The organism is Streptomyces sp. NPDC021224, assembly GCF_044332905.1.
Classification (GTDB): Bacteria; Actinomycetota; Actinomycetes; order Streptomycetales; family Streptomycetaceae; genus Actinacidiphila.
This window is the reverse complement of record NZ_JBIRPW010000009.1, coordinates 106,480-129,562: the sequence shown is the minus strand read 5'-3', so window position 1 is coordinate 129,562 and position 23,083 is coordinate 106,480. Positions and strand designations below refer to the sequence as shown.

Annotated in this window: 8 protein-coding genes; 7 read left to right on the top strand and 1 reads right to left on the bottom strand. The window is 75.6% G+C overall.

Going from position 1 to position 23,083, the window contains the following annotated elements; translation table 11 throughout:
- The first annotated feature begins 16 nt into the window (after window positions 1-16).
- The 6 genes from ACH4PY_RS23520 (at window position 17) to ACH4PY_RS23495 (ending at window position 6,731) form a co-directional block, all read left to right on the top strand.
- Window positions 17-982 carry a GAF domain-containing protein gene (locus ACH4PY_RS23520; protein ID WP_398186174.1) on the top strand — a complete coding sequence of 322 codons (966 nt, stop codon included), beginning with the start codon at window positions 17-19 and terminating at the stop codon, window positions 980-982.
- 499 nt (window positions 983-1,481) lie between these two features.
- Window positions 1,482-2,216: a thioesterase II family protein gene (locus ACH4PY_RS23515; RefSeq protein ID WP_398186171.1), complete on the top strand. Its 735-nt coding sequence runs from the start codon at window positions 1,482-1,484 to the stop codon at window positions 2,214-2,216.
- Between the two features lie 234 nt (window positions 2,217-2,450).
- Complete coding sequence (locus ACH4PY_RS23510) at window positions 2,451-3,587, top strand: acyl-CoA dehydrogenase family protein (RefSeq protein ID WP_398186168.1); 1,137 nt, start codon at window positions 2,451-2,453, stop codon at window positions 3,585-3,587.
- On the top strand, window positions 3,584-5,065 hold the full coding sequence (locus ACH4PY_RS23505; protein ID WP_398186165.1) for an amino acid adenylation domain-containing protein: 1,482 nt from the start codon (window positions 3,584-3,586) through the stop codon (window positions 5,063-5,065). Before ACH4PY_RS23510 ends, ACH4PY_RS23505 begins: the two co-directional genes overlap by 4 nt.
- Before the next feature lie 41 nt (window positions 5,066-5,106).
- Window positions 5,107-5,379 carry an acyl carrier protein gene (locus ACH4PY_RS23500; protein WP_031522765.1) on the top strand — a complete coding sequence of 91 codons (273 nt, stop codon included), beginning with the start codon at window positions 5,107-5,109 and terminating at the stop codon, window positions 5,377-5,379.
- A 5-nt stretch (window positions 5,380-5,384) separates the two neighbouring features.
- Complete coding sequence (locus ACH4PY_RS23495) at window positions 5,385-6,731, top strand: NAD(P)/FAD-dependent oxidoreductase (RefSeq protein ID WP_398186162.1); 1,347 nt, start codon at window positions 5,385-5,387, stop codon at window positions 6,729-6,731.
- Between the two features lie 14 nt (window positions 6,732-6,745).
- Here the strand turns inward: ACH4PY_RS23495 and ACH4PY_RS23490 are convergent, their stop codons facing one another.
- The gene (locus tag ACH4PY_RS23490) at window positions 6,746-7,456 is read right to left on the bottom strand and encodes a 4'-phosphopantetheinyl transferase family protein (protein ID WP_398186159.1); all 711 of its coding nucleotides are present in this window, start codon (window positions 7,454-7,456) and stop codon (window positions 6,746-6,748) included.
- Between the two features lie 77 nt (window positions 7,457-7,533).
- On the opposite strand from ACH4PY_RS23490, the gene ACH4PY_RS23485 reads away from it, so the two are divergent.
- Window positions 7,534-23,079 (top strand): SDR family NAD(P)-dependent oxidoreductase, encoded by a 15,546-nt coding sequence (locus ACH4PY_RS23485; RefSeq protein ID WP_398186155.1) that lies wholly within the window; start codon window positions 7,534-7,536, stop codon window positions 23,077-23,079.
- Window positions 23,080-23,083 lie beyond the last annotated feature (4 nt).

Genomic DNA, 23,083 nt, shown 5'->3' with positions numbered 1-23,083 from the left:
GGGCGAGCAGCGGAAGTTGAGACTGCAGATTCTTGGGCTGAACACCGTCGACGCGGAGGCCACCTTCGACCGCGTCGCCAGGCTGGCGGCCACCTTCACGCAGTCACCTCTGGCCATGGTCAACTTCATCAACGACGAACAGCAGATGTTCCGGGGGATGTACGTCCCCAACGGTGACGACGACGCCCCAGGTCAGGGCGGCATCGTCTTCGACCTGAGCAACATGGCGCGGGAGGCCCCCGGCGACTACGGCTTCTGCCCCCACGTGGTGGCGCAGGGCTCCCAGCTCGCCCTCGAAGACGTCTTCGACTACCCCCGCTTCAAGGGCAACCCGCTGGTCAACGACATGGGGGTGCGCTCCTACCTGGGTACCCCGCTGGTCGACAACACCGGCATGATCCTCGGCACCGTCTGCGTCGCCGACACCAAGCCGCGCGCGTGGGACCGCAAGCTGCGCGCCGGGATGCAGGAGCTGTCCGAGACGCTGCTGTCGGAGTTCAAGCTGCGCGACAGCCTGCTGGCCCAGCAGCAGGAACTGTTCGCCGTCTTCGACGGGGCGCCCTTCCCCATCATGCTCACCGAGGGCGCCGAGCACCTGCTGCGCTACGCCAACGGACGGCAGGGCGCCGCCTTCGGGATGGTCCCGCAGTTCAGCCCCGGCCGCCAGGTGCTGCCCGGCCTGGACTCGGTCGGCGTCTTCAACGCGATGGACGAGGCCTACCGCTCGGGCGCCCCCACGATGATCAACCAGGCGTCCGTCATGACGTACGACGACCCGGCGCCGCAGAACTTCAACTTCCTGTGCACGCCGGTGCGGACATCGCCCGGCGCGTCCATCAGCGGGGTGCTCACGGTCGCCATGAACACCACCGGGCAGGCGCACGCCGGCCCCGAGCAGCAGGCGTTCGCGGCCAATGTGCAGGAGCGCTTCGAGCGGCTGGGCGCCGGCGGTCTGCCGGGCGCCCCCAGCTACGGGCTCTGAGCCGGCGCCGCACGGCGCAGCACGCGGCGGGTGCGGCCGCGTCACCACGTGACGCGGCCGCAGACCCTGCCGCCACGGGTCCCGCGCAGCCGCAGACCCGCCGCCCTTCGGCCGGGGCGTGACATTCCGGCCAATTCACTTGCCCGGCGCAACCGTCGGCGCCCGCAGCCGTCCGTGACCACCTGCCGGACCGGGGCCGCCGGGGTGCGCCCGGCCGCGTCCGCGGCCGCACCGGCAGTCGCCGCGGCCCCGCCCGGCCGCGCGGGGGGCCGCAACCACGCGTATTCCGCCGCTCCGGCCATTCGCCCGTCCCGCCCGCGGAACCACCGCCGCCGTGCCGTGGAATTCCGACGGTAGGGACCGTCGGCGCGGCCCGGCAATGCGGGGCCGGGAACATAGGGGCCGGATAGGGGTCCGCCGCTTTAATACGGCGGGGATAGGGTCTCAGCGGGCCGGAGAACCGGCCGATATCGGGGACGCGCGGAAAAGGGTGAGGGCAGTGACGGATATCGACACCGGCGGCTGGATCCGTGTCTACCGGCCGCCGGCCGGCGGGCCGCGGCTCTTCTGCTTCCCGCACGCGGGCGGCGCCGCCAGCTACTTCTACCCCTGGTCACGGGCGCTGCGCGACGTCGAGGTGCTGGCCGTGCAGTACCCCGGCCGCCAGGACCGCGCCGCCGAGCCCTTCGTCCACGGCATCCCCGAACTGGCCGACCGCATCCACGAGGCCCTGGCCGGGCAGCTCGACGGGCCGTACGCCTTCTTCGGCCACAGCATGGGCGCGGTCCTCGCCTTCGAGGTGGCCTGCCGGATCGCCGCGGACGGGCAGCCCGGACCGGTGCACCTGTTCGCCTCCGGCCAGCGGGCGCCCTCCCGGGTCAAGCACGAGGTGCTGCACCGGGCGACCACGGAGGAGCTGGTCGCGGAGATGCGCACGCTGGGCGGCACCGACCCGCGGGTGCTGGCCGACCCGCATCTGCTGGAGCTGGTGCTGCCGATCATCCGCGCCGACTACACCGCCGTCGAGACCTACCGCTACGCGGACGCCCCGCCGCTGGACTGCGCGGTCACCGCGCTCATCGGCGACGCCGACCCGAACGTCTCGGTGGACGAGGCCCAGTCCTGGGCCGACCACACCCGCGGCCGCTTCGCCCTGCGCGCCTTCCCCGGCGGCCACTTCTACCTGGAGGACTGCCGGGCCGGGGTGTTCGACGTGCTCTGTTCGGCGCTCTGACCAGCCGGGACGCTACGGGCGGCATTCCGCCGGGGCCACCCCTACCGTACCCCTAGCGCCCCCCTTCCCCTTAAGGGTCGGGTAAGGGTTGGGATTCCTGTCACCGGAAACTAGCGTTGCCGGGTGTGTCGGACCAGAAATACCACAGTCGCGGCACCTTCATTTTCTGGGCACGGCAATCGAGGTGGGATTGAATTGGCAGCGATTGAATACGCACCGGAAAACGCCTGACCGATGGACTTCGAGCTGTCACCGACTCAGGTCGAGCGCCGCGCCGCCGTCACCGCCGCCGTCACCAGGCGGCTGGCCGCGCACGAGACGACCACGGACCCCGAGCTGGTCCGCCTGGCGTGGAAGAACATCGCCGGCAGCGGCCTGACCGGGCTGTGCCTGCCCGTTGAGCACGGCGGATCCGGCCTCGGCGCGCTGGACACCGCGCTGGCCCTGGAGGCCTTCGGCGCGGCCTGCTCCGACATGGGCCTGGTCTTCGGGATCGCCGCGCACCTGCTGTCCTGCGCCGTGCCCGTGGGGGAGTTCGGGGCCCAGGGCGCCAGGGAGCTGCTCGCGGGGATGGCGTCCGGCGACGTGATCGCGGGCAACGCCATGACCGAGGACGAGGCGGGCTCCGACGTCGGCCGCATCCGCACCACCGCGACGCGCACCGACGGCGGCTACGTGCTCGACGGGGAGAAGTCCTTCGTCAGCAACGCGCCCGTCGCGGACGTCTTCGTCACCTACGCGGTCACCGACCCGGCCGCGGGCTTCCTCGGCATCTCGGCCTTCGCCGTGCCGCGCGACCTCGACGGCATCACCGTCGGCGAGCCGCTGCCGAAGATGGGGCTCGACGGCTGCCTCGCCGCGCGGGTGCGCTTCGACGGCTGCGTGGTGCCCGAGCGCTACCTGCTCGGGGCCGAGGGCAGCGGCGGGGCGATCTTCCAGCACTCCATGGCGTGGGAGCGCGGCTGCCTGTTCGCCGCCTACCTCGGCCTGATGGAGCGGCAGCTCGCCGAGTGCGTACGGCACACCACCGAACGGCGGCAGTTCGGGCGGAAGATCGCCGGCTTCCAGGCCGTCTCGCACCGCGTCGCCCGCATGCGGCAGCGGCTGGAGAGCGCCCGGCTGCTGCTCTACCGCGCCTGCTGGCTGCTCGACGTGGGCCGCACCGACGTCACCGCCATCGCCATGGCGAAGACCGCGGTCTCCGAGGCCGCGGTCGCCAACAGCCTGGACGCGGTCCAGCTGTTCGGGTCGGCCGGGTACGTGGCGGGTGCCGGGATCGACCAGCAGCTGCGTGACTGCCTGCCCACCACGATCTTCTCCGGGACGACCGAGATCCAGCTCGAACTCATCGCGAGGGAGACGGGGCTGTGACCCTCCACCAGCTCGTCGTCGACGCCGCCGCCCGGCGGCCCGGCGCCCTGGCCGTGAGCGGCCCGGACGGCGGCCTCAGCTACGCCGAACTCGACACCGCCGCCGACGCGATGGCCGCCCGGCTCGCCCGGCAGGGTGTCCGGCGCGGCGACCGAGTCGTGCTGTGGGCGGCCAAGAGCCCCGCGGTGGTGGCCGCGATGCAGGCGGTGCTGCGGCTCGGCGCGGCCTACGTGCCCGTCGACGGCAGCAGCCCGGTGCACCGGGTCGCCACCATCGCCCGGGACTGCGCGGCCCGCGCCGTCATGACCACCGCGGACCGGATGCAGCGGATTTCGGCCGATCTCGACGCGGGCGTGGTCTGCGACGACCTCGACGCCCCGCTCGACCCGGCCCCGCCCGTCAACACCGCCACCGAGCCCGGCGACCTGGCGTACATCCTGTACACCTCCGGTTCCACCGGCACCCCCAAGGGCGTGTGCCTGACCCACCGCAACGCGCTGGCCTTCGTGAACTGGGCGCACGAGGTGGTGGCGCCGGACGGCGACGACCGGTTCGCCAACCACGCCCCCTTCGCCTTCGACCTGTCGGTGCTCGACCTCTATGTCGCCTTCCGCGCCGGGGCGTCGGTCCACCTGGTGCCGCCGGAGCTGTCCTTCGCCCCGGCCCAGCTCGTCGAGTACCTGCACAGCGAGGCGATCACCGTCTGGTACTCGGTGCCGTCCGCCCTCGCGGTGATGATGCGGTACGGCGGGCTGCTCGACCGCCCCGCCCCGAAGGCCCTGCACACCGTGCTCTTCGCGGGCGAGCCCTTCCCCATCGCCCAGCTGCGCGACCTGGCGGGCTGGACCGGCGCGCGGCTGATGAACCTCTACGGGCCGACCGAGACCAACGTGTGCACCTTCCACGAGGTCGGCAAGGCCGACCTGGACCGCGACCGGCCCGTCCCGATCGGCATCCCCGCCAGCGGCGACCGGGTCTGGGCGGTACGCGACGACGGCGGCACCGCAGGACCCGGCGAGGAGGGCGAACTCGTCGTGGACGGCCCCACCGTGATGGCCGGCTACTGGGGCCACCCCGCGCAGCAGGGCACCTACCGCACCGGCGACCTGGTCCGGATCCTGCCCGGCGGCGCGTTCGACTACGTCGGGCGGCGCGACCACATGGTCAAGATCCGCGGGCACCGCGTCGAACTGGGCGAGGTCGAGGCGGTGCTGGAGAACCACCCGGATGTCGCGGAGGCCGCCGCGGTGGCGGCCGGCGAGGGCGTCGACACCCGGCTGGTCGTCTTCGCGGCGCCGCGGCCGGGCAGCGACCTGGGCGCCCTGGCCCTGCGCCGGCACCTCTCGCAGCACCTGCCGCGCTACATGGTCGCCGACGAGGTGCGGATCCTGACGCCGCTGCCCCGCAACGGCAACGGCAAGATCGACCGCCCGGCGCTGACGACCCGCGCCGGACGGCCGGAGGCGAAGAACCCATGAACCCGAGCACGACGACACCTCCCGGCGGAAGGGACAGCGCAATGACACCCGACGAGGTCAAGCAGCGCATCACGGCCTTCATCAGCGAGACCTTTCTCGACGGCGACCCGAAGGGCGAGCTGACCGAGTCCACCCCGCTCCTGGAGTGGGAGGTCCTCAACTCGATGAACAGCGCGCTGCTGCTGAACTTCCTGCGCGAGGAGCTGCGCGTGGACGTACCCCTGTCGTCGATCAACGCGGCGAACTTCCGAGACATCGCCGCCATCACCAAGCTCGTGTCCGGCCTGCTGCCCCTCCCGACGGAAGGTGTCTGAGAACCATGAGTACCGACTACGACGTCGTGATCGTCGGCGGCGGCCCCGCCGGTTCCAGTGCCGCCTCCTACCTGGCCAAGGCCGGGATGTCCGTCGCCGTCTTCGAGGGTGCCAACTTCCCCCGCCCGCACGTGGGCGAGTCGCTCGTCCCGGCCACCACCCGGGTGCTGCTGGAGACCGGCGCGATGCCGAAGATCGAGGCGGCCGGCTTCCCCCGCAAGTACGGCGCCGCGTGGACGTCCTCCATGCCGCGCAACGTCAGCGGCAGCGCCACGACCGCCTTCACCCACGAACTGGGCACCGCCGACATCCTGTTCAGCGAGCGCGACCAGGACGGTGTGGACCGCGACTACACCTTCCACGTCGACCGCAGCAAGTTCGACCTCATCCTGCTCAAGCACGCCGAGAGCCTGGGCGCCAAGGTCTTCCAGGGCGTCCGCGCGATGCGGGTGGACTTCTCCGACCCCGACCAGGTCACGCTGAACGTCAAGGTCGGCCCCAAGGAGATCGACGTCACCGCCAAGATGGTGATCGACGCCTCCGGCCGGCAGACCCTGCTCGGCCGCCAGCTCGGCCTGAAGGAGCCCGACCCGGTCTTCGACCAGTACGCCATCCACGGCTGGTTCGAGGGCCTGGACCGCTCGGCGGTCGCCAACAGCCCCGAGAAGGTCGACTACATCTACATCCACTTCCTGCCGATCAGCGACACCTGGGTCTGGCAGATCCCGATCACCGACACCGTCACCAGCATCGGCGTCGTCACGCAGAAGTCCCAGTTCGCCAAGGCGAACACGGACCGGGAGAAGTTCTTCTGGAGCTTCCTGGAGAGCCGCCCGGACCTCTACGAGGCGCTCCAGAAGACCACCCAGGTCAAGGAGTTCACGGTCGAGGCCGACTACAGCTACGCCATGACGGAGCTGACCGGCGACCGCTTCGTGCTGCTCGGCGACGCCGCGCGGTTCGTCGACCCGATCTTCTCCAGCGGTGTCAGCGTCGCCCTCAACAGCGCCCGGCTGGCCTGCGCCGACATCGTCAAGGCCAACGAGACCGGCGACTTCTCCAAGGCCGCCTTCGAGGGCTACGAGAAGAAGATCCGCAGCGGCGTGCGCAACTGGTACCAGTTCATCTCGGTCTACTACCGGCTGAACATCCTCTTCACCACCTTCGTGGCCGACCCCCGCTACCGGCTCGACGTCGTCCGGCTGCTCCAGGGCGACGTCTACGACGGCGACGAGCCCGAGGTGCTGCGCGTCATGCGCGAGACGGTGCTCGCCGTAGAGAACGACCCCACCCACCTGTGGCACTCCTACCTGGGCACCCTGCGCGCCCCGGTGCTCGCGCCGACGGTGTAGCCACCCGTACGTCCTCAGCCCCGCGGCCCCGTGCCGTCCCCGCCCGGGGGCGGCGGCGGGTCCGCGGGGAGCGCCAGCGTGCGGGCCACCGCCCGTACGCCCGGCGCCCGGACCGCGACCGCGGCGAGCACGTCGCCCGGCGCGGGGAGATCGGCCAGCGACCACGCGGAGAGGTCACCGCACCCGTCGGGAAGGGACACCACAGCGCCATGGGCCGTCGTGACGATGCCGCGCAACTGCGTGGCCAGTCCGCTGCCCAGCGCCTTGGCGACCGCCTCCTTGCGCGTCCAGAAGCGCAGCACCTGCGCGTCCCGCCGCTCCTCGGGCAGTGCGTCGACGGCCGCGCGCTCACTGCCGGCGAGCGCGGTACGGGCCATCGCGCCACGGTCCGGCAGCGGCCGCAGCCGTTCGACGTCCACCCCGACCGGCGCGTCCCACGCCAGCGCCGCGGCCACCACACCGCCCGCGTGACTGAGGCTCACGTGCAGGCCGCCGGGCTCGACGACCAGCGGGCGCCCCCGCGGATCGCGCTCCCAGGCCTGCTGCTCCGGCGGACACGACGTGTACGCCGCGACCAGCTCCCGGCCGACCCGATGCGCGGCGGCGCGCGTCCCGCGGTAGACCGCGGCGCGCTGCTCCAGATCCTCCGGCGGCCCGCCGGGCGGATCGCCCGCCGCCACCCAGACGACGACGTAGCCGGACCCCGCGAGGTGCGGCTCACCCATCGGTCGCCCCCTTCGGTGTCCCACGGGGATCCCGATGCCGAATTGCGGATGATCATTGTAGAGCAAGGAATTCTTCAATGGCTGAACGACCGCTGACGAGCCCGACCCCTCCGCAGGCCGAACCGATCGCCGTCGTCGGCATCGGCTGCCGCTACCCCGGCGGGGTCCGCGACTTCGCCTCCTTCGGCGCCACCCTGCGCTCGGCGAGCCCCGTCTTCACCGAGGTCCCCGCGACCCGCTGGAGCCGCGAGGCCGCGCACCAGGACGAGGGCGCCACCCACATGGGCGGCTTCCTCGACGACATCGACCGCTTCGACGCCGCCTGGTTCGGGATCTCCCCCCGCGAGGCCGGGGCGATGGACCCCCAGCAGCGGCTGCTGCTCGAAGTGGCGTGGGAGGCGATGAGCGACTCCGGGCGCCCCGCCGACGCCTGGCGCGGCACCCGCACCGGCGCCTACTTCGGCCTGTTCGCCCACGACTACGCCACGCTGCACAGCAAGACCCTCGGCGTCCAGGGCATCGGCCCGCACTACGGCAGCGGCAACGAGTTCAGCTTCGCGGCCGGACGGCTCGCCTACACCTTCGACCTGCGCGGGCCCATGGCCTCGCTCAGCGTCGCGTGCTCCTCCTCGCTGCTCGCGGTGCACCTGGCGAGCCAGAGCCTGCGCTCCGGCGAGACCGACGTCGTGCTCGCGGGCGGCGTCAACCTGATGATGTCGCCCGAGCTGACCGTCTTCATGAACCGCATCGGCGCCATCTCGCCGACCGGCCGCTGCCGCCCCTTCGCGGCCGACGCCGACGGCATCCTGCGCTCCGAGGGCTGCGGCGTCGTCGTCCTCAAACGGCTCTCCGACGCGCTCGCCGACCACGACCGCGTCTACGCCGTCATCCGCTCCTCCGCCGCCAACCACGACGGCCGCAGCCTCGGCATCACCGCCCCCAACGGCGCCGCCCAGGCCGAACTGCTGCGCACCGCCCTCGGCACCGCCGGGCTCGCCGCCTCCGACCTCGACTACGTGGAGGCGCACGGCACCGGCACCCCGCTCGGCGACCAGGTCGAACTCATGGCGCTGCACGAGGTCTACGGGCGCGACCGGGAGAGCGGCCTGCGGCCCCTGTACGTCGGCTCCAACAAGGGCATCTTCGGGCACACCGACGGCGCCGCCGGTGTCGCGGGCCTGCTCAAGGGCCTGTGGGTGATCGGCTCCCAGGAGGTGCCCGCGCAGCCCGACCCCGGGCGGCTCACCTCCGCGGTGCCGTGGAAGCGCGGCACGATGGCCGTCCCCCTCGGCCCCGTCGATCTCACCGGGACCGGCCGCCCGCTGCGGGTCGGCGTCAGCTCCTCGGGCCTCAGCGGCACCAACGTCCACGTCATCGCCGAGGGCGTCGCCCCCGTCCCCGCCGCCGACGCGGAAGAACGCCCCGCAGGCCCCTACGTCCTGCTCGCCTCCGCCTTCCACGAGGAAGGCCTGGCCGGGCAGCTCGCCGGGATGCGCGAACGCCTCGCCGCCGACGGGGACCAGCCCGGCGACCTGCTCGCCTCCGCCGCCACCCGGCGCACCCACGAGCGGCACCGCTTCGCCGCCGTCGCCGCGAGCCTGGCGGACCTGGCCGCGGCCCTGGCCGACGACGACGCCGAAGGCGCCTGCACCGGCACCGCCGACCCCGAGAACGCCCCCGAGCCGGTCTTCGTCTACTCCGGCCAGGGTGCCCAGTGGGCGGGCATGGCCGTCGACCTGTACGAGACCTCGCCCGTCGTCCGGGACGTCCTCGACGAGTACGACGCGCTGATCCGGCAGGACCTGCCCTGGTCGCTCGTCGAGGAACTGCGGCGCGCCGAGGACAGCCGCCTCGACCGCACCGACTACGCCCAGCCCGCGCTGCTCGCCGTCCAGTCGGCGGTGACCGCGTGGCTCGCCTCCGCCGGGATCCGGCCCGCCGCCGTACTCGGCCACAGCGTCGGCGAGATCGCCGCCGCGCACGCCGCGGGCGTCCTCACCCGCGGCGAGGCCGTCACCCTCGCCGTCCGGCGCGGCCAGATCCTCCAGGAGACCGCGGGCCACGGCGCGATGCTCGCCGTCCGCACCGACCGCGCGACCGCCGAGGCGCTGCTCGCCGAAGCCGGGCTTCCGGTCGTGGTCGCCGCCGTCAACGGGCCCGAGGCCGTCGTCCTCAGCGGGCCCGCGGACGCGGTCGACCGGGCCGCAGGCGCCGCCGAGGCACGTGGCCTGCGATGTAAGAAGCTGGCCGGCGACTACGCCTTCCACAGCCCGGTGGTCGCCGCGTGCGGCCCCCTGCTGCGGGAGGCGCTCGCCGGTCTCACCCCCGGCGCCCCCGCGGTGCCGCTGCTCTCCAGCGTGCTGCCCGGCGAGACCGGCGTCACCTTCGACGCCGCCTACTGGGAACGCAACCTCACCGACCCCGTGCTGCTGTGGCCCGCCGTGGACGCGCTGCTCGCCGACGGCGAGCGGGCCCTCGTCGAGATCGGCCCGCACCCCAGCCTGAACCGCCAGCTCACCGACGCCGTACGGCACCGGAGCCGCCGCGGGCCCGTCACCGCGACCCTGCGCCGCGGCGAGGACGGGCTGCTCGCCCTGCACCGCGCCGCCGCCCGCCTGCACGTCGGCGGCGTCGAGGTCGACTGGACCCGCCTCACCGGCACCCCCGCCCGCTACCGCACCCTGCCCACCCCCTCGTGGGGCGGCGCCCGCCACTGGCTCCCGGGCGTCGAGCCCGGCGACCAGGGCGGCACGGCCGCCGCGACGGCGGCCCCGGCCCAGGTCCGGCTGAGCCTGCTGGACGACGCGGGACGCGTCATCGGCGAGATGCTCGCCCACCCGGCGGACGGCTCCGCCGCGGCGAAGGGTGGGGGGTACGCCAACGGTGCGGGCCACGCGGGTGGTTCGGGCCGCGCGGACGGCGCGGACGCGGTCAACGGTGTTGGCCACGCGGGTGGTTCGGGCCGCGAGAACGGCGCGGACGCGGTCAACGGTGTTGGTCACGCGGGTGGTTCGGGCGCCGCGAACGGTGCGGGTGCGCGCGGGCGCGGTGACCGGGAGGTGCTGCGGCGCGTCGAGGAGCACGTCGCCACCGTGCTCGGCTTCGCCGACGGGCAGCGGCCCGCCCGCCGCCGCGGGCTGTTCGACCAGGGCCTCGACTCGCTCACCGCCGTCGAGCTGCGCGACCGGCTCGCCGCCGACTTCGGCGTGGAACTGCCCACCACCATCGTCTTCGAGCAGCCGACCGTGGATGCGCTCGCCGCGTACCTCGCCGAGGCCGCGCCGCAGGACGGCCCCGCCCAGGGCGCCGCCTCGGCGGCTCCCGGCTCGGGCCCCGGCTCCGGCTCCGGCTCCGCGGAGACGGAGGACGACGCCGTCGCCGTCGTCGGCATGGCCTGCCGGCTGCCCGGCGCCAACTCGCCCGACCAGTTCTGGGCGATGCTCACCGAGGGCCGCGACGCCGTCCGCGACCTGCCCGCCGCCCGCCGCGCCGACCCGATGTGGGCCGAGGCCGCGCCCGGCGTGCCGCTGCGCGGCGGCTTCCTCGACGACGTCACCGGCTTCGACGCGCCGTTCTTCCGCGTCTCGCCGCGCGAGGCGAAGGCGCTCGACCCGCAGCACCGGCTGCTGCTGGAGGTCGCCTGGGAGGCGATGGAGGACGCGGGCACGCCGCCCGCGGCGCAGGCGGGCAAGGACGTCGGCGTGTACTTCGGCCTCAACACCGCCGACTACCAGCAACTGCTGACCCGCGACATGGCCGACGTCGACCACTTCTACGGCACCGGCACGACCTTCGCCGCCGCCGTGGGGCGCCTGTCGTACTTCCTCGGGCTCAGCGGCCCCAGCATCGCCGTGGACACCGCGTGCTCCTCCTCGCTGACCGCCGTGCACCTGGCCTGCCAGGGCCTGCGCGAGGGCGACTGCGAGGTCGCCGTCGTCGGCGGCGCCAACGTCGTCGCCGCGCCCACCGTGTCGGTGTCGATGGCGGGCGCGGGCGCGCTCGCCCCCGACGGGCGCTGCAAGACCTTCGACGAGGCCGCCGACGGCTACGGCCGCGGTGAGGGCGCGGCCGCGCTCGTCCTCAAGCCGCTGTCCGCCGCCCGGCGCGACGGCGACCGCGTCTACGCCGTGATCCGCGGCTCGGCCGTCAACCAGGACGGCGCCAGCGGCGGCATGACCGTGCCCAACGCGTCCGCGCAGGTCGCCGTCATCCGCCGCGCGGTGCGGGCCGCGGGCTGGGCCCCGCGCGACGTGGACTACGTCGAGGCGCACGGCACCGGCACCCCGCTGGGCGACCCCATCGAGGTGCGCGCGCTCGCCGAGGCGCTCGGCTCCGGGCGGGCCGCGGACGAGAACCTGCTGATCGGCGCGGCCAAGGCCAGCGTCGGCCACCTGGAGGCCGCCGCCGGCGTCACCGGCCTGCTCAAGGTCGTCCTCGCCGTGCACCGCGGCGAGCTGCCGCCGCAGCCGCTGAACAGGCCCTCCTCGCACATCGACTGGGACACCCTGCCCGTCTCCGTCGTGACCTCGCGCCGTGCCTGGCCCGAACGCGACCACCCGCGGCGCGCGGGCGTCAGCGCCTTCGGCTTCACCGGCAGCAACGCGCACGTCGTCGTCGAGCAGCCGCCCGCGGCCCCCGCGCCCGCGCCGCTGCCGCCGCGCCGCGCCCCGTACGTCCTCATGGTCACCGCGGCGGCCGAACCCGCGCTGCGGCAGGCCGCCGGACGCCTCGCCGCCCGGCTGCGCGCCGCCCCCGCGGAGGTCGACGACATCGTCTTCACCGCCGCCTACCGGCGCTCCTGGCTGGGCCACCGGCTCGCCGTCACCGGCCGGGACGCCGAAGCGCTGGCCGCGGCCCTGGAGGTCGCCGCCCGCGGCGGCAGCACCCCCGCCGTACGGACCGCCCAGGTGTCCGACGGCACCGAACGCACCACCGGCTTCCTCTTCGGCGCCGAACCGCCGTCCGCGCCCCTGCGCGAACAGCTCACCGCGATACCGGAGTACGCGGACGCGCTGCGCGCCTGCGCCGAGCGGCTGACCGCGCTGACCGGCGAACGGATCGACCCCTTCGGCGAGCCGCCCGCCGCACCGGCCGCCGCGTACCTGCTGTGCCACCACGTCGCCGCCGCCCGGCTGTGGACCGCCGTCGGGCTCGCGACCGACGCCGTGACCGGCCAGGGCGCGGGCGAGCTGGGCGCCGCCTGGGCCGCGGGCCGGATCGACCTCGACGACGCGCTGCGGCTGGCCGCCGGGCAGGAGTCCGGCGCCGCACTGCGCCCCGCCGCGCTCCCCGAGATCCCCGCGGACGGCGCGGAACCCGCCGCCAAGCCCGGCGACCTCGCCGCCCGCGCCCGCGGTGTCGCCGCCCCACTGTCCGGCACCCTCGCGGCGGACCTGGCAGCGGAGGGCGTGGACGTCCTCCTCGACGTGCTGCCGCGCGACCTCCCGGAGGAACTGGCCGCACTCGGCGCGCCCGTGGACACCGACGACCCCCTGGAGCGCCTCGCGGCCACCGCCGCCGCACTCCTCGCCGCCGGTGCGGTGCCCGCCCAGCCGAAGTCCGCCCGCCCGCCGGTGAGCCTCCCCGCCTACCCGTGGCAGCACCAGCGCCACTGGTACCGCGAAGAGGCCGAACTCCCCGGCGGCCGCCCCCGGATCCCCTGGGTCCTCTCCGCCGCGAGCGCGACAGGCCTGCGAGCCCGCGCGACCGCCCTCTCAGAGGCGGCCACCCCCGGCGCCGACCTCACAGCAATGGGCGCGGCCCTGGCAGCAGCCGCACCCCCCGACACGTCACCGGGCGCCACCGTGCCCGTATCCGGCGCGACAGCGGAAGCCGCGCTGCCCGGGGCCGACGGGACGCCGGGCGCCACCCTGCCCGGGGCTGGTGTGCTGCCGGACGCCACCGTGCCCGGGACTGGCGCTGTGTCAGGGACCGGCGCGCCCGGGGCGGACGTGCTGTCGGGCGCCACGGTGCCTGGCACCGGCCTGCTGCCGGAGCACACCGTGCCCGGTTCCGGTGTGGCAGCGGGAGTTGAGCTGCCCGGGGCCGACGGGACGCCGGGCGCCACCGTGCCCGTATCCGGCGCGACAGCGGAAGCCGCGCTGCCCGGGACCGACGCGACGCCGGGCGCCACCCTGCCCGGGGCCGGCGCGCTGTCCGGCGCCACCGCGCCCGGCACCGGCACCGGCCTGCTGGCGGACGCCACCCTGCCCGGGGCGGGGGACGCCGCCGTTGCCGGCGGGGTCGGCGGGGAGCTGCTCCGCACGGGAAACGGGGTGCACCGGGCGGTCGTGTTGGCCGCCGATGCCAAGGGGTTCGGGGACGCGCTCGCCGCTCTCGCCGTGGGGCGTACCGTCGCGCATCTGCACCAGGGGGTGGCGGGGGGCGCGAAGATCGCGCTGGTCTTCCCGGGGCAGGGGGCGCAGTGGCCCGGTATGGCGCGGGAGCTGATGGTCGCGGAGCCCGCGTTCGCCGCGCAGATGCGCGAGTGCGCGCAGGCGCTGGCCGAGTTCACCGACTGGTCGCTGACCGATGTCGTGGCCGGTGCGCCGGACGCGGCCCCGCTCGACCGGGTGGATGTCGTGCAGCCCACGCTCTTCGCCGTGATGGTGTCGCTCGCCGCGCTGTGGCGCGCGTACGGCGTGGAACCGGCCGCCGTCGTCGGCCACTCGCAGGGCGAGATCGCCGCCGCTTACGTCGCCGGAGCGCTGTCGCTGCGGGACGCCGCCCGCGTGGTGGCGCTGCGCAGCGCCGAGCTGGCCCGGATGGAGGGCCGGGGCGGCATGGCCTCGGTCGCGCTCGGCGAGGACGCCGTGACCGCGATCCTGGGGCGTTTCGCGGGCCGGCTCTCGGTCGCCGCCGTCAACGGCCCGACCAGCACCGTGGTCGCGGGTGACGTGGACGCGCTGGAGGAGATGGCCGGGGTCTGCGAGCGCGGCGGCATCCGCTTCCGCCGGGTCGACGTGGACTACGCCTCGCACTCGCCGCACGTGGAGCAGATCCGCGAGCGGCTCGCGGAGGTCCTCGCGGGTATCACGCCCCGTCCGGCGGCCGTGCCGTTCTACTCCTCGGCGACCGGCGGGCTGCTCGACACCGCGCGGCTCGGCGCGGACTACTGGTACTACAGCCTGCGCGAGCGCGTCCGCTTCGAGGAGGCGGTCGGCGCGCTGCTCGCTGACGGGCACACCCTGCTCGTCGAGGCGAGCCCGCATCCGGTCCTGACCCCGGCGGTCGAGGAGACCGCCGAGCGGGCGGGCGGCGGGGCGCGCGCCCTGGGCACGCTGCGCCGTGACGACGGCGGCACGAGCCGCTTCCACGCCGCGCTCGCCGACGCCTACGCGCTGGGCGCCCCCGTCGACTGGCGGCCCGCCTTCGCCGGGCGGGAGCCGGAGCCGACCGACGTCCCGGACCTCGCGGGACGTGAACTCGACGCCTGGCGCTACCGCGTGGACTGGCAGCCCGCCGCCGCCCCCGCCGAGGCCGCGCCCACCGGGCGCTGGCTGGTCGTGGCCCCGGCCGGGGGAGAGGGGCAGGCTCTCGCGCAGGCCGCCGCGGCGGCCCTGGCCGAGGGCGGCGCGGAGGTCGTGGCGCTCGACCCGGACGCCGTGCGCGACGGCCGCGAGCAGTTCGCGGAGCTGCTGCGCGGCGCGGACGCCGAACGGGCGGCGGGCGTGCTGTCGCTGCTCGCGCCGGACGGCCGCCCGCACTCCGGCGCCGAGGACGTGCCCGCCGGGACGGCCGCCACGCTGGCCCTCGTACAGGCGCTCGGCGACGTGGGGGCCGACGTGCCGCTGTGGTGCGTCACGACCGGCGCGGTGAGCGCCGAGGGCGGCGACCTGACCGCGCCCGGGCAGGCCCAGGTCTGGGGCATGGCCCGGGTCGCGGGGCTGGAGGCCCCGCAGCGCTGGGGCGGCCTGGTCGATCTGCCCGCCGCGCCCGGCGCGGACCACCTGGCCGCGCTGTGCGCGGTGCTGGGCGGCGGTATGGGCGCCGAGGACCATGTGGCCGTACGCGACAGCGGTGTGCTGGTCCGGCGTCTGGTCCGCGACCCGGTGGACGGGCGCCCGGCCCCGCGCACGTGGCAGCCGAGCGGCAGCGTGCTCGTCACCGGCGGCACCGGGCGGCTCGGGCGGCGGCTGGCCCGCTGGCTCGCGGCGTGCGGCGCCGAGCATGTGATCCTGGCGAGCCTGCGCGGCCCGGACGCCCCGGGCGCGGCCGAACTGGAGACCGAACTCGTCCGCGCCGGAACCGCGGTGACGCTCGCCGCCGCCGACGCGGCCGACCCCGCCGCGATGGCCGCGCTGCTGGACGCGGCCCGCGCCGCCGGGCGCCCGGTGCGCACGGTGCTGCACGCGGCCGTCGTGCCCGAGCCCGGCCCGCTGGCGGGCACGTCGCTCGCGCAGCTCGCGGGCACCCTGCGGGCCAAGGCGACCGGCGCCCGGGTGCTCGACGAGCTGCTGGAGGGCGAGCACGGGGCGGAGGTGGAGTCGTTCGTGCTGTTCTCCTCCGTCGCGGGCGTGTGGGGCGCCGCCGAGAACGGCGCCTTCGCCGCCGCCGACGGCTATCTCGACGCCCTCGCGGTACGGCGCCGCGCCCGCGGCCTGGCCGGGACCGCGGTGGCCTGGAGCTTCTGGAACGCCTTCGGCGACGACGCCGAGGACGCCGAGGTGCAGGAGATGTTCACCAGCCAGTCCGAGCGCCAGGGCCTGCCGCTGCTGGACCCGGCGCAGGCGCTGGCGGCGCTGCGGCAGGTGCTGTGCCGGGACGAGCCGTCCGTGACGATCGCCGACGTCGAGTGGGACCGCTTCGCCCCGCTCTACACCGCCGCCCGTCCCCGGCCCTTCCTGGACACGCTCCCGGAGGTCCGGGGCGCCGCCGCCCAGGGCGCCGCCGGGAGCGGAGACAGCATGCTGGCCCGGCTGCTGGCCGGTACACCGGAGTCGGAACGCGAGTGGGCGGTGCTGGACCTGGTCCGTACCGAGGCCGCGGCCGTGCTCGGCTTCGGCAGGGCGGCCGACGTGGACCCCGACCGGCCCTTCACCGAGATGGGCTCGGACTCCGTCACCGCGGTGGAGTTCCGCACCCGGCTCAACACCGCGACCGGCCTGACGCTGCCCGCGTCCGTCGCTTTCGACTACCCGACCGCCGCGGCCGTCACCGGCTGCCTGCTGGAGCTGATCCCCGGCGCCGCCGCCGCGCAGGAGGCCGCCGTCACCTCCGAGAGCACCTTCGGGATGGACGAGCCGATGGCGATCGTGGGCATGTCCTGCCGGCTGCCCGGCGGGGTGAGCACCCCGGACGAGTACTGGCGGCTGCTCGCCGAGGGCCGCGACGCGGTCACCGGCTTCCCCGCCGACCGCGGCTGGGACCTGGGCGGGCTGTTCGACGACGACCCGGACCGGCTCGGCACGTCGTACGTCAGCGAGAGCGGGTTCCTGCACGAGGCGGGCGAGTTCGACGCGGAGTTCTTCGGGATCTCCCCGCGCGAGGCCGTCACGATGGACCCGCGGCAGCGGCTGCTGCTGGAGGGCGCCTGGGAGCTGTTCGAGAACGCCGGGATCGACCCGCAGACCCTGCGCGGCAGCCGTACCGGTGTCTTCGTCGGCGCCGGTCCCACCGACTACGCGACCGGCGCGCCGCTGGCACCCGCGAGCGCCGAGGGGTACGCCGTCACGGGCAGCACGCCGGCCGTCATCTCGGGCCGGGTGTCGTACTTCTTCGGGCTGGAGGGCCCGGCGGTGACCATCGACACCGCGTGCTCGTCGGCGCTGGTGTCGCTGCACATGGCCTGCCAGGCGCTGCGCTCGGGCGAGTGCACGATGGCGGTGGCCGGAGGTGTCGCGGTGATCTCCAGCCCGAAGGTCTTCGTCGAGTTCAGCAGGCAGCGCGCGCTGTCCGCGGACGGGCGCTGCAAGGCCTTCGCCGAGGCCGCCGACGGTACCGGCTTCTCCGAGGGCATGGGCCTGCTGCTGGTCATGCCGCTGTCGGAGGCCCGCCGCCGGGGCCACGAGGTGCACGCGGTGATCCGCGGCTCCGCGATGAACCAGGACGGCGCCTCCAACGGCCTGACCGCCCCCAACGGCCCCTCCCAGCAGCGGGTGATCCGGCAGGCCGTGGCCAACGCCGGGCTCGCGCTGCGGGACGTGGACGTCGTCGAGGCGCACGGCACCGGCACCACGCTGGGCGACCCCATCGAGGCGCAGGCGCTGCTGGCGACCTACGGGCAGGACCGCCCGGCCGGGAAGCCGCTGCTGCTCGGCTCGGGCAAGTCCAACATCGGCCACACGCAGGCCGCGGCCGGTGCGGTCGGCGTGCTGAAGATGGTGCTGTCCATGCGGCACGGCACCGTGCCCGCGACGCTGCACGTGGACGAGCCCAGCACCAAGGTCGACTGGACGGCCGGGGCGGTCGAACTGGCCGTCAAGGCGCAGCCGTGGCCCGCCGACGACCACCCGCGGCGCGCGGGCGTGTCCTCCTTCGGCGTCAGCGGCACCAACGTCCACCTCATCCTCGAACAGCCGCCCGCCGAACCGGCCGACACACCGCCCGCGGCGCCCGTCCCCACCGACCCGCCCGTGCTGTGGCCCGTGTCCGCGGCCTCCGCGGCCGCGCTGCGGCAGCAGGCGGGCAAGCTGGCCGAGGCGCTGGCGGACGGGTCCGGCGCCGCCGGACCGCTGCCCCGCGACGTCGGCTGGAGCCTGGCCGCGCAGCGCGCCGCGCTGCCGCACCGCGCGGTGGTGCTGGGCGGCGCGGGCGCGGACCACACCGCCCGGCTGGCCCGGCTCGCCGACGGCGAGCCCGACCCCGGGCTGGTGCACGGCACCGCGCGCCGCAAGCCCCGCGTGGTGTTCGTCTTCCCCGGGCAGGGCTCCCAGTGGGCCGGGATGGCGGCCGAACTCCTGGACACCTCACCGGAGTTCGCGGCCTCCGTCGCCGAGTGCGAGCAGGCCCTCGCCCCGTACACCGACTGGTCGCTCACCGGCGTGCTGCGGCAGGCCGAGGGGGCGCCCGGCCTGGAGCGGGTGGACGTCGTGCAGCCCGCGCTGTTCGCGGTGATGGTCTCGCTCGCCCGGCTGTGGCAGCACTACGGGGTGAGCCCGGCGGCCGTCGTCGGCCACTCCCAGGGCGAGATCGCCGCCGCCCACGTGGCCGGGGCGCTGTCGCTGGAGGACGCGGCGCGGATCGTCGCCCTGCGCTCGCTGGCCATCACCAGGCTCACCGGCTCCTCCGGCATGGCCTCGCTCCAGACCGACGAACGGCAGGCGGCCGAACTCCTGGCGCCCGCGGAGGGACGGCTCACGATCGCGACCGTCAACAGCCCCTCGCAGGTCGTCGTCGCCGGGGAGACCGGCGACCTCGACGAGCTGGCCGAGGAGTGCGAGCGGCGCGGCATCCGCATCCGCCGCATCGAGGTCACCTACGCCTCCCACTCCCCGCAGGTCGAGCCGATGCGCGAGGACCTGCTGGCCCAGCTCGGGGGCATCACGCCGCAGCGCGCCCGCATCCCCTTCTACAGCGCGGTGACCGGCGAACCGCTCGACACCACGCAGCTGGACGCCGGTTACTGGTTCCGCAACCTGCGCGAGCCGGTGCTCTTCGCCCGCGCCACCAGGGCGCTGCTGGACAACGGCTTCAGCATGTTCGTCGAGGTCACCCCGCACCCGGTGCTCACCGCCGCCGTCATGGACACCGCGGTGTCCGCCGACGACGCGGCCGAGCCCGTCACCGTCGGCTCGCTGCGCCGCGACGAGGGCGGCCTCGCCCGCTTCACCGCCTCCCTCGCCGAGGCCTGGGTCAACGGCGCCGAACTGGACTGGGGCCGGCTGCTGCCCGGCGGGCGCTCCGTCCCGCTGCCCACCTACGCCTTCGACCGGCAGCGGTTCTGGCTGGAGGAGGACCGCGCCGCCGTCGACCCCGCCGACCTCGGCGTGGGCACCCCCGACCACCCGCTGCTCGGCGCCGCCGTCGAACTCGCCGACAGCGGCGGCCTGGTCCTCACCGGGCGGCTGTCCACCGCCACCCGGCCCTGGCTCGCCGACCACGCCGTCAACGGGGTGGCCCTGCTCCCCGGCACCGGCTTCGCCGAACTCGCCCTGCGCGCCGGGGCCGAGGCGGGCTGCCCGCGCGTCGAGGAACTGACCCTGGAGGCCCCGCTGCTGCTGCGCGGCACCGAAGCGGTGCGCCTCCAGCTCCTGGTCGGCGCCCCCGACGACACCGGGCAGCGCCCGCTCGCCGTCTACTCCCGGCCCGAGGGCCAGGACGGCGAGTGGACCCGGCACGCCTCCGCGCTGCTCGCCGAGGCCGACGGCCCCGACCCCGCCGCCCTCACCGCCTGGCCGCCGCCCGGCGCCGAACCCGTCGCGATGGACCAGGAGTCCTTCTACGCGGCCGGTGCCGAGGCCGGCTACACCTACGGCCCGTCCTTCCAGGGCCTGGCCCGCGCCTGGCTGCGCGGCGACGAGGTCTACGCCGAGGTCGCGCCGCCCGCGGGCGTCCAGGACGAGGCCGGCCGCTACGGCATGCACCCCGCGCTGCTCGACGCCGCCCTGCACGCCATGGTCCTCGCCCCCGACGCCGACCAGGGCGACGGCAAGGGCCGCACCGTGCGGCTGCCGTTCAGCCTCACGGGCGTCCAGCTCTTCGCGTCCGGCGCCCGTACCCTGCGGGTGCGCATCGCACCTGCCGGGCAGGGCGCGGTCGCGCTGACCGCCGCGGACGAGACGGGCGAGCCCGTCCTCGCCGTCGAACGCCTCGTCACCCGGCCGGTGTCGGCCGATGCGCTGTCCGCGGCCGCGGGCCCCGCCCGCTCGCTCTTCCGGCTCGACTGGACGCCCGTCCCGACGCCCAGGACGAGCGCCGCGGGCGACTGGGCGCTCGCCGGTACCGACCCCTTCGGCCTGACCGGAGCGCTGCCCGGAGCCGGGGTCGCCCTCACCGCCCACCCGGACCTGACCGCCCTGCTGGCCGCCCTCGACGGCGGCGCCCCCGCCCCCCGGGTCGCCGTGCTGCCCTGCGCCAAGGAGGCCGGGGCGGTGCTGCCCGGTGCGGTGCTCGACCTGACCGCCGCCCTGCTGGGCGACCTCCAGGCCTGGCTGGACAGCGAACGCACGGCCGACACCCGGCTCGTCGTCGTCACCCGCCGGGCCCTCCCCGCGGGCGAGGGCGACGAGGTGTACGACCTGGCCGCCTCCCCGGTGTGGGGCCTGGTCCGCTCGGCGCAGGCCGAGAACCCGGGCCGGATCGTCCTGGCCGACCTCGACGAGGACGAGTGGGCCACCGCCCTCGTGCACGCCCTCGCCGGGGACGAGCCGCAGCTCGCGATCCGCGGCGGCGCGCTGCTCGTCCCGCGCCTCGCGGCGACCGGCGCCCCGCAGGGGCGGCTGACCCCACCGCTCGGCGGACGCTGGCGGCTCGAACCCGACCCGGCCGGTGTCCTGGACGCCATGACCGCCGTGCCCTGCCCGGACACCGCCGAACCGCTCGCGGCCGACCAGGTGCGGATCCGGGTCCGGGCCGCCGGGATCGCCTTCCACGATCTGCTCGTCGCGCTCGGACTGCCGCCGGACGACGGCCTGTTCATCGGCGGTGAGGGCGCGGGCACGGTCGCCGCGGTCGGCTCCGGCGTGACCGGGCTGAAGCCCGGCGACCGGGTGCTGGGCCTCGTGCCGCGCGCCTTCGCCACCGAGGCGGTCACCGACCACCGCTGGGTCGTGCCGATGCCCGCGGGCTGGACCTGGGAGCAGGCGGCGGCGGTCCCGTCCGCGTACCTCACCGCCTGGTTCGCGCTCACCGGGGCGGCGGGCCTGCGCGCCGGGCAGCGCGTCCTGATCCACGCGGCGGCCGGCGGCGTCGGCACCGCGGCCGTCCGGATCGCCCGGCACCTGGGCGCCGAGGTCTTCGCCACCGCGAGCCCCGGCAAGCACGACACGCTGCGGCTCATGGGCCTGGACGACACGCACATCGCGTCCTCGCGGGACGCCGGATTCGCCGACCGGATCCTGGCCGCGACCGGCGGCGCGGGCGTGGACACCGTCCTCAACTCGCTGACCGGCGACCTCGTCGGCGCAGGCCTGCGGGTGCTGCCGCGCGGCGGGCACTTCGTCGAGCTGGGCAAGACCGACCGGCGCGACCCCGGCCAGGTCGCCGCGGACCACCCCGGCGTCGTCTACACCCCGGTCGACCTGGTGCCGGACCTCGGCCCGCAGCAGGTGCGGGACATGCTCGGCGAGATCGTCGCCCTGCTGCGGGACGGCGCGCTCGCGCCGCTGCCCGTCCGCACCTGGGACGTCCGCGACGCGCCCGCCGCCTTCCGCCACATGGCGCAGGCCAAGCACACCGGCAAGCTCGTCCTGACGATCCCGCCCGTGCCCGACCCCGAGGGCACCGTCCTGGTCACCGGCGGCACCGGAACGCTCGGCGCCCTCGTCGCCCAGCACCTCGCAGGACCGTGGGGCATGCGCCACCTGGTGCTGGCCAGCCGCCAGGGCCCGGACGCGCCGGGCGCGGCCGAACTCGTCGCGCGGCTCGCGGAACTGGGCGCGGAAGCGCGGGTGGCCTCGTGCGACATCGCCGACCGGGACGCGCTCGCCGCGCTGCTCGGCGGCCTGCCCGCCGAACACGGGCTCACCGCGGTGGTGCACACCGCGGGCGTGCTCGACGACACGGTGCTCGGCTCGCTCACCCCCGAGCGGCTCGCCCCCGTCCTGCGGCCCAAGGTCGACGCCGCCGTCCACCTCGACGAGCTGACCGCGGACCTCGACCTCGGCATGTTCGTCATGTACTCCTCGGCCGCGGGCCTGCTCGGCAACCCCGGACAGGCCAACTACGGCGCCGCGAACGTCTTCCTCGACACCCTCGCCGCCGTCCGCCGCTCGCGCGGCCAGGCGGGCAGCTCGCTCGCCTGGGGCCTGTGGGCCAACGACAGCGCGCTGACCGGCCAGATGAACGCCCAGGACCGGGACAGGCTCTCCCGGTCCGGCGCCCGGGCGATGTCCGCCGCCGAGGGCCTCGCGCTCTTCGACCAGGGCGCCATGGCCGCCGAGGCGCTCGTGGTGACCGCGCACATCGACCGCGAGGCACTGCGCGCCCAGGACGCCGCGGGCACCCTGCCGCCGGTCATGCGGCAGCTCGCACCGCGCCGCACCCGGCCCGAGCGCGCCGCCGCCACCGGCGCGGGCACGGCCGACACGGGCGGGGCCGAGCAGTTCGCCGGGATGACGGCGGGCGAGCGGCGGCAGGCGCTCGTGGTGCTGGTCAGGAAGCAGTCCGCCGCGGTGCTGGGCCACGGCTCGGCCGCCGCGCTGGACGTCGACCGCGGGTTCGTCGAGATGGGCTTCGACTCGCTCACCGCCGTCGAACTGCGCAACCGCCTCGCCGGGGCGACCGGACTGCGGCTGCCCGCGACCGTCATCTTCGACTGCCCGACGCCCACCGACCTCGCCCGCCGGCTGGGCGAGATGCTCGCCCCGGCCGGTGAGGCACCCGCCGACGAGCCGGACGCCGCGCCCGGCACGGCACCCGGCACCGCCGACGGCACGGCGGACGGTACGGCGGCCGACGACGACGGCCTGGTCGACGACATGGACGTGGACGAGCTGATCCGCGCCGTCAACTCCGGAGAGTGAGGGT

Bases quoted from the DNA above. Each gene is read 5' to 3' on its own strand.
- ACH4PY_RS23510 (WP_398186168.1), top strand. From the start codon at position 2,451: ATGGACTTCGAGCTGTCACCGACTCAGGTCGAGCGCCGCGCCGCCGTC.
- ACH4PY_RS23500 (WP_031522765.1), top strand. From the start codon at position 5,107: ATGACACCCGACGAGGTCAAGCAGCGCATCACGGCCTTCATCAGCGAG.
- ACH4PY_RS23495 (WP_398186162.1), top strand. From the start codon at position 5,385: ATGAGTACCGACTACGACGTCGTGATCGTCGGCGGCGGCCCCGCCGGT.
- ACH4PY_RS23490 (WP_398186159.1), bottom strand. From the start codon at position 7,456: ATGGGTGAGCCGCACCTCGCGGGGTCCGGCTACGTCGTCGTCTGGGTG.
- ACH4PY_RS23485 (WP_398186155.1), top strand. From the start codon at position 7,534: ATGGCTGAACGACCGCTGACGAGCCCGACCCCTCCGCAGGCCGAACCG.